Source organism: Pelagicoccus sp. SDUM812005 (assembly GCF_031127875.1).
Lineage (GTDB): Bacteria > Verrucomicrobiota > Verrucomicrobiia > Opitutales > Opitutaceae > Pelagicoccus.
This window is the reverse complement of the sequence record NZ_JARXIA010000028.1, coordinates 19220-34304: the sequence shown is the minus strand read 5'-3', so window position 1 is coordinate 34304 and position 15085 is coordinate 19220. Positions and strand designations below refer to the sequence as shown.

At 60.0% G+C, this 15085-nt stretch carries 1 protein-coding gene (only partly in view); it reads right to left on the bottom strand.

Annotated elements, in window-relative coordinates:
• Positions 1–15085, bottom strand: partial view of a pre-peptidase C-terminal domain-containing protein gene (locus tag QEH57_RS22890; protein WP_309009128.1) — the start only. 34736 nt of this gene lie to the left of the window's left edge; only the first 15085 of its 49821 coding nucleotides appear in the window; the start codon lies at positions 15083–15085; its stop codon lies off the left edge, out of view.

The window sequence follows — 15085 nt, the reverse complement described above, 5'->3', positions numbered from 1 at the left end:
CGGTGACGAGGAAGGCCCCGTTGATGTCAGTCAATTCGGCGAGGCCGCTTCCCAAATTCAGGGACGCGTCTTCGACGATCAAGCTGAGGTAGCGCTCGCCGTCCGGACGAGCCCCCTTCTCGAAGCTAAAGTTTCCAGTGAGCTTCTGGCCCGCCACGTTGAGGGCGATGTTGCGGCCGCTCAAGCGGATGAACGGATTGCCGATCTTGCCGGCTGGGACCTCTAGGGCAACCTTCTCGCCGTTGGGTAGCGTGATCTCTTCGCCGACCGCGACGGTGCTGGTATTGACGAGGAACTTGATCTCGCCGGTGAACGTTACGCCGGGGATATTGACGCCCACGACGCCGCCGACCGAACCGGCCAAGCCATTGGGCGTAATCTTGAAGGCTCCCTCGCCTTGGCTGATGGTGATGAAGTCTGTCTGGCCGTCGCCCAATCCAAGCTCGATGTTGGCGAGGGCAACGAGGACTGTGGTGCCATCGGAAGTGAAGACGAAGTCGCCAGCGAGACGCTGTCCTGCAATTGCCAATACAGCGTTCGTAGCAGCCAGTTCGAAGTACGTGTTGCGCTGCGGTTTGTTGGGAACGAGCACATCCTTGTCGTTGGTCTTGTCGCCATCGCTGTCGCTGTCGACCTTCATGTCGGTATCGACGTAGTAGCCCGCCTCGGTGGTCGATGCGCCATCCTTGTCCCAATAAAGCGCCTTGCCATCCACATCGCGAACCGGCGATCCGGCATCGAGGTTGAGCTCCAAGGTTTGGTCGCCCACTTCGAAAGTCTCTTCAACCGCGAGCCCGGTAGTATTGAAGCGGACCAGCAAGTCGCCGGACAGCTGAACGTCTGCGCCTGGGACCAGCAACTCGACCGTGCCACCGACAGTGCCGGCGATGCCATCGCTGTTGATAATGAGCAACGCGTTGCCATTGCTGACCTTGATACCCGTGCTCGAAGCGCTGTCGCCGAGGAAGAGGTTCACGTCGGTAGCCCCGATCTTGATGATCTGCGGCGCCTGGATGCGAGCTGCTGCCTTGTCGGCTTCCGTGAGGCTGGTATCCGCGTCGATCTGCCTGTTGATCTCGAGGGCGGCCGGGCTCAGAGCGCCAGTGGCTTGCTCGAAGCTGAAGGTGCCGGAAAGCGTATTGCCGAGAACGTCTACCCCGTCGCTGTCGAGGGTCACCTTCACGTAGGGTCCCGCTTCGATAGTCTTTTCGACGCCGCCTACGGTAAGGGTTTGAGCGCGCTTGGTGGTATTCAAAACCAACTGACCGGCGATGCCGCTTCCAAAGTCCACCGCATCGGTCGGCAAGTTGAAATTGATGGTCGCGTCAATGTAACCCGCGAAGCCTTCACTGGTGTAGAGGAAGCTGGAAGCCGGGCTGCTCAGGCTAACGAAGTCTGTAGCGCCGTTGCCCATACCGACGTAGAGATTTTCTACGCCGAAGGCGATGTGGTCAGCCGTGTATTCAAGATTGAAGTCACCGCTGAGCTTCTGTCCGGCGATGTTCAAGTCGAGGCCGTCGATCTTGATGAAGGTACCAGCGTTGTTCGGTACGTTAACGACGTCAGGATCGGACCCGGCATCCGGACCATCGGGGATCGTAAGCGTGCGCCCGGTTCCGTTGGTCGAAGCGAAAAGGACTTGGGCCGTACCGCTCAACTCGAAGCCGGGTAGGCCGAGCGTTTGTACGGTACCTTCCGCGAAGAACATGGTTCCGTCCGAGGAGCGGGCGAAGCGAGCATCGGAGAGCAGCACGCCTTGGGCGGCTGGGTTGATGATCTTGGAACCATCGTCCGCTAGCTCGTCGAGGTAGGCGGGACCGATTCCCACGAAGACCCAACCGGCTCCGCCGTTGATGCTGCCTTCCGTGATTTCCACCGTAATGAAATCGCCGATGTTGATGAGGGCGGATCCAAACACTTCGAAGCCGTCGGCGATGGGCTTGAGGTCGATGACGAAGGTACGCTGGCCAACCGTGATCGACTGGTTCACATCGCGACCGGTAGTGTTGATGCGAACGCCCACAGACGCTTCCGCGGAGACTCCGCCTCCGCCGGCTTCAACCTTGCCGTTCAAAACACCGGCTACGCCATCCGAGAAAATTACGATGGCTCCTTCTGCCGCCGCGATATCCTCTCCATCCACTTGGAGAGCCGCGCCATCGATCGCGACGCGAGTAACCCTGTTACCCAATTGATCGGTTTCCTGATCGAATACGAAGCTACCTACGATACCGACGCCGGAAACTGCGAGCGTGGCACCTTCAACTTCGATGCGGACATACGGGCCGGCCCGGATCGGACCTTGGCCGCCGCCCAGCTCCATCTCGGTGCCGGTGGTGTTGAGCGTCATGTTCGCATTGGCAACGGAAAGCGTCAGGCCGGCAGGAAGATTGGAAGCGACGCTGGCGCCTTCGACCCTTAGGCCGAGGCCTTGCTCGTTAATCACCATCACCGCGGAAGCCGCGCTCAAGGTGAGCAAGTCGGTGGTTCCATCAGAAAGGGCGAAGGAGAAATTGGTAGCCGACAACGTCACCACCTTGGCGCCGGTGGACAGAGTGCTTTGCTCGATAGAGATGGAGTCGGCCCGTAGTACCTGATCCAATACATTCAGTACCACGTTGGTAGCAACCACTTGGAAGGTACCTGCCTTTGTATCCACATTCACCGCTACGGAGGCGCCGAAGGTCACGCCGGGAACTTGCAGCAGCAAGGTGCCGGAGAAGGATCCGACAACCCCGTTGCGGTCCATCACGAACTCGCCTTCCCCACCGGTCAGCTTGACGAAGTCGGTCGTGCCGTCGCCGAGTCCAAACTCCACATCGGAGAAAGTCACCTTGGTCACCACTTCTCCACCCACGGTCGCTTGCTCGAAAGAGAAGTTGCCTTCCAAGCGCTGGCCAACGATCTCGAGAGCGACGTCTTCGCCCGCGATGCGCACGTAGTTGCCCGCTTCCAGTTCGACGACTTGCGGCAGTCCCTTGAGGGTGAAGCTTTCGTTAACGGCCCTGCCGGTTTGGTTGAGCTCGAGCTTGAGAGTTCCGGAGAGTTCGACGCCCGGCAAGTTGAGAGCGACATCGGCGCTCAAGGTACCGGCGATTCCGCTTTGGCTCGGATCCGTGGAGCTGATCAAGAGGAAGAAGCCCTTGCCGTTGGTGAGCGAGAGGAAGTCTTGCTGGGCGTCGCCGAAGCTGAGCGAAACGTCGGTCGCCGCGATGCGGACCGCCTTCACGTCGTCCGAGGTATTGGCGATGCCGTCTGCTCCCTTGCTGAGAAGCTGTTGCTCGAAGAGGAAGTTACCGGCGAGGCGCTGTCCTGCGATTTCAATGACAATGTCGGTACCGCTCAAACGGAAGTACGGACCGGCCTGCATGCTGAGGGTTTGCTCGCCCGAACCGACGCGGAAGCTTTCTTCGACCGCAAAGCCAGTGGTATTGATCTGCAGCTCTAGGCGGCCTTCGATGCGGAACTGGTCAGCGGGCAAGACTTCGACCTTGATGCCAATGGAGGCCACCAAGCCATTCGCGGTGAGCAGGAAGAATCCGCTGCCTTCGCTCAATTGCAGACCCGCGTTCTCAGCTCCGAAGAAGGCTTCCAAGTTCGCTACGGCAACCTTGATGATCGACTCGCCCAGCTCGTTGGTCACTTGCTCGAAGCTGAAGTCGCCCTGTATGGACTGACCCAATACAGCCACCGTCATGCCGGTGCCGAAAACGCGGATCGTATTGCCCTCGATGCCGAGCACCGTGCTGGCGGTAGTGTTGATCTCCAGATCGAGCTTTCCAGTCAGGGTGAGACCGGGAACATTCAGGATCGGAGTGATCTCGTCGACCTTGGCCACGATGCCAGTGCTGAGGAAACGGAGCTGAGCGGAAGCAACCGTCACTCCGAGAAGCGGAGCGTTCGCCGTTCCGCCGATTCCGAAAGAAAGATCGGTGATATCGACTGCGAGTTCCTTGCTGCCGTCGGAAGCAGTAGCGGAAGTCATCACCACATCGCCGCTCAAGCGCAGCGCTCCACCAATCGCCAGCGTAATATCCGTGCCAGCAACTCGCAGGTAATTACCAGAGTCCAGCTGCAGCTCGAGAGTCTTGCCACCGATGCGGAAGGTTTCGTTGACGGCCGTGCCGGTCGCGTTGATTTCAACTGCGAGCGCGCCTTCCAAAGTCACGCCGGGAACATCGAGCGAAACGCGACCCGAGAAGCGGCCGGCCAATCCGGCCGAAGTCATGATGAAGGCGCCGCTGCCTTCGGAAAGCGTGAGCAGGCCATCCGCAAGGTTCAGGCCAACGTTGTTGAAGGCGATGCGAACGATCGAGGTGTCGGCATTGGCGCCCGTGCCGCCTGGAACGCCGTCCGCCCCGAGCGAAGTAGCCTTCTCAAGAAGGATGTCGCCGGTGAGGCGTTGACCGTAGATGTCGATAGCAACCTCACTCGCTTCGAAGCGGAAGTAAGGACCGGCAGCGATTTCGAAAACGTAGCGTTGGCCCGCGAGGTCGAAAGTCTGGCTGATCGCCGTATTGGTCGTATTGATACGAAGGCTGAGGTTCGCATCGACCGTGACGTCCGGTCCAAGATTGACCGCAATGGTACCCGCCAGTTCGCCGGCGATCCCTGCATCGGTTACCACGAAGGCGCCACTTCCATCGCTCAGAGCAACAATCTCGTCGCCTCCCGCCGTCAGGGCGAAGGCAACATGGGTGGCGCGGATCGTCAGCAAACTACTGCCGTCCGCCTTGGTCGTGGACTCGATGGCGAAGTTTCCTTCCAGCGTCTGACCGAGAACGGTGAGCTTTACGCCTACGCCTTCCAGACGGAAGAAGCGTCCCGCAGGCAAAGTCAGGTCAACGGTCGTGCCTGCCAAGTCGAAGCTGCGGGCCACCGCGCTGGCGCCTGTATTAATAGAGAGCGTGAAGTCGCCTTCGAAGCTGACATTCGGAATGGTGAGCCCCACCGTGCCGCTAATCTTGGCAGCGAGGCCTTCGTTGGTGAAGAGGATGGCGCCTATACCATCCGAGATGGATACACCCGCAGCGGCCGTCCCGAGGGTGAGGCTGACCTCGGTCGCCACGATCGCGATGGATGTAACATCGTCCGCCGTACCCGCCAAACCATCCACGCCGTTGCCCAGCACGACCTGGTTGAATGAGAAGTTGCCGCTCAAGCTCTGGCCGAGCAGCGAGAGTTCTGCATCGGTGGCGATGAAAGTCTTCACGAGGGAAGTGTCAGCGAACACGACTTCAACCCCTGCCCCGGCGCTACCAGAGACGGTCAAGGTTTCGTTCACCGCGTATCCACTATCGTTGACACGAACGGTGGCAGTTCCGGCGATGGTCACGCCATCCACGCCGATCAGCTCAACCGTACCGGTCGCGTAAAGCGCATAGCTCGGAGTGGCGCCGCCAAACTTGATCACGCCTACCGATGCGTTGGTCAGCAAGACGCCTGTCGCCAATGGGTTGATGGACTCGTCGCCCAAACGGATCGGACCGTTGCCGAGGAAGATTTCCAAGCCCTCGCCCGCAAATGCGTCGGCCTCGACTTCGAGGTCGGAGCTGCCGTCGTTCACGGTCAAGGTCTTCTTGCCGAAGGCCAAGTTTCCGGAAATGGATACGAAGTCGCCGATGGTAACGGTGAGATCCGAAATCGAAACGTCGAACGCATTGCCCTCGCTAGCGCTGAAGCTGACCGTCAATTCGGTGCCGCCCAAGGTCACGGTTTCTTCGACCGCTCCGCCTGTATTGTTGATGCGGATGGCTAGCTTGCCACCTGCGTCAACAGGACCGAGCTTGCCATTGACCTGGCCGCTCAAGTAACCGGCGATGCCACCGTTCGCCAAAACGAATACCCCCTCGCCTTCCACGAATTCCGCGCCGTCGCCGCCAAACTTGATTTGAGCGCTTACGTTGGCCGCGGCCAGACGCGTCACCGTGGAAGTCGTTCCGTCCGGAGCGGAGCGATTGAATTGCTCGAGGAAGAAGTCGCCAGCCAACGAGACGCCGCTGCCGTCTTCCATCTCGATGCCGGCAAAACCGACCGTGGCATCTGTCGCAGTCACGCGGAGGTAAGGACCGGCCGGCAAGCTGAAGCCTGCAAGTCCTGGCAGGGCTGTCATCTCTTCGGTAACCGCGACCGCGAGCGTGTTGATCTCGATGACCACTTCGCCCACCGAGAAGGTCAGGCCAGGAATGTTGATCGGGTTGCCGCTGACGGAGATACGGGCCGCTACGCCGGTCGGCAAGATCAGCAGCTGGGCAGTCGCGTTTTGTACGTCGACGAAGTTCGTGGCGCCGTCGCCGATCTGCAGCGAAAGATTCGTGATGCCGACCTTCACGAGCTTCGGTCCCACCTCAGGCGTCTTTTGCTCGAAGATGAAGTCACCGCGTAGTTCTAGTCCGGATACATCGAGCGCCACGTTCGAACCGGAGAGACGCATGTAGTTGGCACCGCTGGAGATGCGAGTGTTCATCACCAAGGACAGGGTATCGACGGAGAGCGAAACATCCGGTACGCCAAGGCTAACCGATGCCACCACCTGAGCGACCACGCCGTCTTCGTAGAGTTCGATAATTCCGCTGCTGATGCCAGCGACCACCACTCCGTTCGCGAGGTTCAGCTCTGCATCAGAAATTTCGATACGGCTGACCTTGGCAGTTTGGGTAAAGGCAAAGTTGCCGACCAAGGTCTGGCCCGCGATGTTGAGGGAAACGTTTTCGCCCGCGACGCGAAGGTAAGGACCGGCTTCCAGGTTAAGAACCGAGGAAACGCCACCCAGGGTAAAGGTTTCGTTGATCGCCTCGCCCGTTTGGTTCACCTCGAAGGCGAAGCTTCCGCTAAAGGAAACGCCAGGAACGTTCAGGGCAACCGTGCCGGAGAGGCGTCCAGCGATGCCCTGCTTGGTAGCGCTGGAGCTATCGGTGAACTCGCGCATCAAGAAGACGCCTTCGCCCTCGGTCATGCGAACGTAAGGCGCGGCTGCGGGTCCGATGGAAAGTTCCGCTTCGCTGAGCAGCAGCAGCGTTTGGGTCACACCTTCGACGGTGAGTTGCTCGAAGGCAATATTGGCTGAGATGCGTTGACCGGCGATAACGATCAAAGCGCCTTCCGCAGTCGCCCGCAGGTAAGGACCGGCTGGAAGCTTCAAGCGCAGCGTCTCACCGCCGAGCGCCAAGGTTTCGTCGACCGCCGTAGTGTAAGTGTTGACCGCCAAGGTCAGCTTTTCCACCGAAAGGGTGAAGTCCAAGCTCGGAGCCAAAGCGACCTGAGCGGATAGCTCGCCGGCAACGCCCGCGCTGGTGACAATCAAGAGCCCCTGCCCTTCCGTCACCGTGAGGTAGTCGGTGGTGCCGTCGCCAAAGCCGAGGCTGAGCTTGTTGAATCCGAGAACGAAGACGCTACCGCCGTTAGCTAGGCTCTGCTGCTCGAAATAAACATCGCCGCTCATGGACTGGCCGAGAATCTCGACGCTCACGCCGGTACCGATCAAGCGAACGTACGGACCTGCCACGATTTCTGAAAGGGTCTCGGTCGCATTGCCGGAGCTATTGACCGCAGTCACAAACTCACGCTCTACCGCGACCTGCGTTGTATTCAGGATGATATTAAAGCTTCCGCTGAAGCTGACTCCTGGAATGTCAGTCTGGATGGTTCCACCCAAGGCGCCTGCGATGCCCTCGCTCGAAACGAGAATCTGGCCGAAGCCTTCCGTAAGCGTAATGTAGTCGTTGGAGGAATCGCCCAGCCTGAGGCTGGCATTGCGCAAGGTGAGCAAGAGATCCTTGCGGTCGTCGCTAGTGTCGCCCGCGGTGCCGTTCACATCGGTCAAGACCTGCTCGATAGCGAGGTCCGTGCTGATATGTTGCCCGGCAGCCTCCACCGTGAGACCCAATCCGGCAATCGAGATAAAGGCGCCGGAGGCGTCGGCCACTTCCGTCGATGCGAAGACCACGGGTACCGTGCTGTCCGTTCCAGGCAGAGCAATCTCAGTTTCGATCGCTGTACCGAAAGTATTGATACGAACGCGAATGGTGCCGGAAATCACAATCCCGTCCAAGCCGACGAGCTTGACCGTACCACGGGCATCGATCGCGTACTTGGTGGTGCCGCCTTCGTCGGCCTTGACCAGCCCCACTTGGGCGTCGTCCATCAAGAGGCCGTAGGCGAAAGGATTGAGCGTGCCGTCCGCGAGCGCGATCGGACCTTCCCCGAAGAAGATACGCAATCCGGAACCAGCTGCGATCTGCTTGCCATCGCCACTGTCGGCGAAGGTGAAGGACCCTTCGATGCTCAGCACGTCCGCGATGGTGATGCTGGCGTTCGCTAGGGAAACTTGCAGGAAGTTGCCTTCCGCAGCCGTGAAGCGGATCGCGAGCTCGCGGCCTGCGAGAACCAAAGTTTCGTCGACGGCGGCACCCGTGTTGTTCAAGCGAACCACGACCGTGCCGCCCGCTTGCAATCCGCCGAGGCTGGCCGCGAGGTCCGCCTTCATGGTACCGGCCAAGCCTGTATCCGTGATGAGCAGGAAGCCTTCCCCATTCACCACGCCAGCTGATTCGCCATTGAGCTCGATGTTGGCCGATGCGTTGCTGACCGCCAAGCGAACCAAGCCGTCGCGCGTTTCAAAGAAGAAGTTCCCGCTGAGGCTGATCAGCTCCTGGGTCGGATTCGCTGCATCTATAATACCCAGAGTTGCGCCCGTGACCATAACACGGAAGTAAGGCCCAGCTGGCAGCGTCAATGTCTCGGTTCCGCTGCCGAGCGTAAATTCGCCGGTGTACTCCGCCGCGCGGGTGCTGACTTCAACCCGTACCGCTGTAGTGCTCAGATTGATACCGGGTACATTGAAATTAATCGTGCCGACTTCGATAGCTCCCAGTATGCCGCTATCATCTAGAATGAAGTCCGCTGAACCATCCGCGATTTGAATCAAATCCGTGCTGCCGGTTTGGATGGTTAATGCCACGTCGCTCATGGTCAACCGCACGGAGCCGTCGTTTGTGGATACAAACTCGAAATTGCCGGACAAGCTTTGCTCTGCGACTGTGAGCGAAACGTCGGAACCGGCAATTCTCACGAACGGGCCAGCCCGGATCGGATTGTCTGAAAGGTCGATACCGCCCGCTTGGAAGATCGGTTCCACGTTGCGAGTTGTCGTGTTGATCTGGAAATCGAAGTCGCCGGTGAAGGCAACCGATGGCACGTCCACTCGAATCGAGCCGCGCAACGAGGCCGCCACGCCTGTCTCGAAAATCAGGATACTGCCCGCGGCATCTTCCACGCTGACCACTGCCTCGTCGCCATCGCCAAAGGCCGCGCTGGCGTTGGAGAGTTCGAGCTGCAGGATCGACTCGTCATCTGTGTCATCCGTCGGAGTTCCGTTGGCATCGTAGCGGAAGCGGCGAATCGAGATGTCGCCCGCCAAGCTCTGACCGGCCACTTCGAGCGAAATGCCTTCGGCCAAGATTTCCGTGAACACGCCGCCGACCGAGCTGGCCACTTCGCTGCTGCTGAAGTTGACCTCCACCGCGCGCTGGGTTCCGGGAATGGAAATGGTTTCCGCCACCGCTTCCTCGAACATGTTGAGGCGAACCGAAACGGTGCCGGAGAATTCCACGTTGTCGATGCCGAGCACTTGCAGCGTACCGGTGGCAACCAAGGCGTAGAGAGCGCCGTCCGCGCCGTTGACTTTCACCAAGCCGACTTCCGCGTCGTTGATCAACAAACCGCGAGCCTGCGTATTCACGCTGCCATCGGCCAAGACGGGAACCCCGTCTCCAATAAAGAGGGTCAAATCGGTACCACCAAAGATCAGCTTGTCCCCTACCGTGGTAAACTTGAGAGAACCTTCTACGCGGATGACGTCCGCAATGTTTAGGCTGGCGCCGCCCAAGGCGACCGAGAAGAGCGAACCTTCTTCGGCGGTGAAGACGATCTCGATGGTCTCTTCTCCGATCTGGATGGTTTCGTCGACCGCGCCGCCTGTATTATTAATATAAAGGAAAACGGAACCGCCGGCGCTCACGCCTGGCAGATCGACGTCGAGCACACCGCGTACTTGTCCCGCAACACCTGTCGCGTAGATGACCATGGCGCCGCGACCATCTGAGATGGATCCTCCGCTGCCGTTGAAGTCGATGGTGGCGCTCACGTTGGCCATCGCCACGCGGGTCACGCTGCCGGATTGCTCGAAGAAGAAGTCGCCGCTTAGCGATGCCGCTGCGCCGCCTGCGCCGATGCTCAGCCCATCGAGCTGAACGTCAACGCCCAGCAGCGCAATACGAACGTAAGGGCCTGCTGGATACGATACCGCTACCGGTCCATCGCCGAAATCGAGATCGCCGTTGAACTCGGTTGCCAAGGTGCTGAGCTCGATGCGAACTTCGCCCGTCGAGAAAGTCATGCCGGGAACCTCAAGGCTGAGGCCGCGACCCGAGAGCGACAAGCCGCCCACTGCTCCGGCATCTGAAAGAATGAAGTCGCCGGAAGCATTTTCTACGCTCACGTACGGCGTATCCACGGGACCAAGACTGAGCGATACGGAGCTGGCGGTGATTCGTACATCCGAGCCTTCGGTTTGGAACGCGAAGTTTCCGTTCAAGCTTTGACCCGCCACGATCACGCTCACGTCCGTGCCCGCGATGCGCAGGTAGTCGCCCGCGCTCAGGTTAAGATCCACGGAAGAGCCACCCACCGAAATGGTACGGGAAACGGCTGTCGGCTTGGTGTTGAGAGCGAGGGCGAAGGTTCCGCTGGCATCGAGATCATCCGACTTGAAGGAGAGGTCGCCGCCGAAGGTGGCCGCGACGCCATCGTTGGTGAAGAGGAAGGCGCCGCTTCCGTTGTCGAGGCTGAGCAAATCGCCGCCCAGCGAAATGCTGCCGTTGTTCACGGCCGCTACGATCTCGGCCTTGTTGAGACCGGTCGCTGGATCGAGGCTGAAACGGAAGTCCGCGCTCAAGCTGTTACTTAATACAACGGCGCTGGCGCCGGCCGCATCGATATCGAAGTAGGAACCGCCCGCGAAGTCGTAAGTCGTTCCTTGGAATTCATGGCTGACCGCAACCGACTGGGTGTTCAAGGAAACCACCGCGCTGGAAACGCTCAGCGAAATGTCGGCCATGCCCTCGAAGCTCATGCCACCGGCGATGCGAGCCGTGAGACCGCCGCTATCCGCTAGCAGGAATCCGTCGAGGTCGGACAACTTCATAGTCGCCCCGCCGATGCTTTGCAGGATGTCGAGGTCGGACACTTCGAAGAGCAAGCTGGCATCCGCTCCCCCACTCACTCCGGCGTCGAGCACCAAGGTCATGTTGGCCGCGTTGACGAAGCTGCCGAAGAGCTCGAAGTCGAGGTCGTCCATGCTCAGGGCAAAGTAAGGACCGGCCGGCACGTTCACTTGCACGGCGCTGCCGTCCACCATCACGCCGAGGTCGAAGGCTTCGCCGATGGTGTTGAGCGCGATGGATGCCGTGGCGGAGAAATCGAGGTTAGGCAGGTCGAGCGTAACGTCGCCGCTGTTCACGCCTACGAAGCCTTCCGGCAAGATGAAGTTGGTGCCGCTGAAGTTGGAGATGCTGGCGAGGCCAAAGATGTCCATCGACACGTTGTCGAGTTCGAAGCGGAGTCCTTCGAAAGCGGTGAAGCCGGTGGAGGGAACGTCGAAGGCGGCAGCGTTGATGGAATCCATCAACGAGAAACTCATGTCTCCGAGCAGGCTGAAGTCTCCGAAGTCGAAGCTCAGGTCTCCGCCGAGCTCGAAGACGCCCGCGGCGATGCCGTTCCAATCGACGCCGGTTGTATTGAAAGAGAAGTCCGGCGTGCCGCCGAGGTTCAGGTCGCCGCCGCCGATCTCGAGATTTGGCAAGTTGCCGAGCAAGCCGTCCGGGGTGACGAGGAATTGGCCGGCGTCGAGGTGGAGATTGAGCAGCGGATCGCGCAGGTTGCCGCCAAACTTGAGGTCGATGTCCTGCAGGTCGAACTGCCAGCTGGCCGAGCCGTCGAAGTCGACTACCGAAAGCGCGAAGCCGCCAGTCAAGTAAGCTGCTTGCAGGTCCGCATGGAAGTCGTTGGCGAAAATCGAGAAGCTGGGTCCGGCCGCGAGCGTGACGCTGCCCTTACCGCTGGCGGCGGCGAGCGTGACTGCGGCTGCGTGGGTGTTGATCTGCATGCCGACTTCCCCGCCGATGGAGACATTCACGGAGCTGAAGTCCACCTCGAAGCTGCCCAGCAAATCGGCGGCGAGCCAGTTGTTGGAAATCACGGCGCTACCGGCCAGGCTCATGTCGCCGATGTCCAAGCCATCTGTATTAAGAGAGACGTTCCAAGCGGAGAGCAGGAAGACATCGGTTTCGCCAGCGGCTGCGGCACCGCGATGGGTCGCGCCGGTGCCGGCGTTGTAGGCGCCGTTTTCGAAGAGGAAGTCGCCGAGCAAGGTTTCGCCTTCCACGGTGAGGCGAACGTTGTTGCCGCGAATTCCGAAGTACGGGCCAGCGGGCAAATTTTTGCCGCCTTCTATTATAGTTGCATCGCCAGTGTTGAACTCGATGGCGAAACCGCCGCTCAGGCTGAAGAAGTCGAAGCCGTCGAAGATCAGGTCCCCATTCAAAGTTCCGTAGGCCTGGTCATCGCCGAGCACGATCTTGCCGGACGCGTCACGCACCCCGATCAAGGAAGTGCCGAGCAGCAGGGTCGCGTTGACCGAGCTCATGGTGACTTCGAGGCGATTGGCCTCGACCGTGATCAGCGCCGCTCCGGTCAGATCCTGGCCGACCACTTGCAGGGCAAAATCGGCAACTGCGATTTGGATGGCCGCCGAACTGGAGAAGAGCATGCGAACGCCTTCGTTCGACGAACCGGGGGTCGGCAAGGTGATGTCGAAGGCCAAGCCGGTTTGGTTGAACTTGAGGGTGCCGGTGCCGCCCAAGGTCAGGTCGCCGAGCTCGGTCGCTTGGAAGCTGCCCTTGGCCTGGACGACGTAGCGGCTGCCTTCCGCGAAATCGGAAAACTCGATGATCTGCAGATTCGCGTTTTCCAGAACGAGGCCGGAAGCGCCGACGTCCATCGCCCAAACGCCTGGAGTCAATTCGCTGGCGCCGACGAAGACGTCGAGGTTGGTGGCGTTCAAGGTCCGGACCGAATATTCGGTGCCGCCGATTTCCAGAACGCTTTGCTGCCAAGCGAGGCTGCCGCGGATTTGCAGGTGGTCGCCGAACTGCACGAAAGCATCGATGATGGCGATCTCGTAAAAGTCTGTCGCCGTTTCGCTCGCGTTGAAAACGAGGTTCACGCTTCCGCTGAGGAAGTCGATGCGGCGGTTGATTTCCAGGCCGGTCGTATTGGCGCGGTACTGAAGGCGGGCTCCGGCGGTGAAACCGGGGGCATCGGCTTGGGCCGTGCCGTAAATTGCCAGGGCCACGCCATCGACGGTCGCGAGCAATGCTCCGCTGGCGTCTGCGATTTTTACGTCAGGCGTGGTTAAAGTAAGGTCTGTGAAGGAAAAGAAGTACTCGGGGAGGCTGTTTCCGGCCGGTGGACCGCGGGCTTCGAGGTTGAAAGAGGCAGTTGCGGACAGGTTCGCGATGCTGAGGGCGACCGGGGCTTGAGCCTTGATCGCGACCGCGGTGGCTGCTCCGGGAGCGCCGGAATAGCTGACTTGAACCTGTGTCGCAGAGATATTCAGACCCGAGAAGGTGGCGCTGAAAGTGGCTGTAAGAGCGACGTCCATCGCCCCGTCCGCATCGACCTCAACTGTGCCGGATACGTTCTCCACCTTCACGTCCGCACGCGGAGTCGTAGGAAATTCGAGGGCTCCATCGCTCACCGCTAGGGCGAATCCGGAGCTGCCGTCAGCGGCCATGGCCACCGAAAAATCTGCCTTCAAAGCGCTCGAAGCGAAGCTCACGATGGCGTCTTGACCGCTCAAAGTTGCCGCTCCGTTGGCCACCGTCAGGGTCTGGCTGAGGGTGCTGGTGGCGTAGGTGGCGCTGCTCAAATCGCGCCCGAGAGCATTCCATGAGAGGGCGAAATCTCCGCCCATTTCGAGGTTGGAACCGAGCAATTGGGCCGAGCCAGAACCGACAAACGCGAAGGTTTTGGCACTGGAATCGAAGATGATGGCGAGGTCCATATCGACCAATCGGAAGGCCGTTTCGTCGCCGTCGAAGCCGTCCGCCGCGCCAGATGCGTCTACTACTAGTGTAGCATCGGCTGCCAGGAAGAAGATGTCCGAACCGGATTTCCCGATCTCGAAAGTGCCGGAAATGTCCAGCGGGCCGTAGTTCCAAGCAAGGTCAAACGTGGTCTTGGAGAGCTCGGTCAGCTCGTTGATCGCTCCGTCGAGCAAGCCCTTGATCTGGTTGTCGAGGACCTCGATTCCCGTAGTGAAAGTCATCAATCCGTCGAGCAACCCGACCGGTTGGGCAGCATCCATGGCCACCAAGTCGTAACCGGTTTCGGTCACGATCGGCATCAGCGTCAAGCCGCCGCCGAGGTCCAAACCTTCGAATTCCGCGAAGTCGCCGCTGCGCTGTCCGGCTCCCCACTCGAGGATGGTAAAGCGGTCTCCGCTCTGCGGCGTGAATCCGTCGAGCAAGCTCACCTTCAGCGCGCCGCCCAAGTCAGCCGCCCCGGAAATCAGGACCCGGTCAAATTCGGAGTCAGCCGTTCCAGCCAGCTCGATCTCGAGCGTACCCTCGTTGGAAAAGTCATCGACTTCCAGCACGCCCGGACTGTTGCCCGGCGCCACCGTACCCAAATTCTGGAGATCGCCGCCGAGGTCGCCGCTACCCTCAAGGGTACCGCCCTCAGTAACGATTCGCTCCTCATCCGCTCCGTCCGACCAATCAAAAACCTCGCCTTCGGAGTGAAATGCGAGGTTGTTCTCGGCCTGCAGGTCCGCGATTTGGGTCGCGGAGAGAATGATCTCTTCGGCTGCTTGGGCGCTGGCGACGGGAGCCTGTTCCGGCTGGGCGATCTGGTTGAGATCCGCTCCCGCGAATTGCGGGACGTCGATCGGCGCGGCCGATAGCAACACCTTCGGTTCCAGTTGTTCGACCACGAAACGAGAGCGTTCGCGACTCTGGGCGAACAC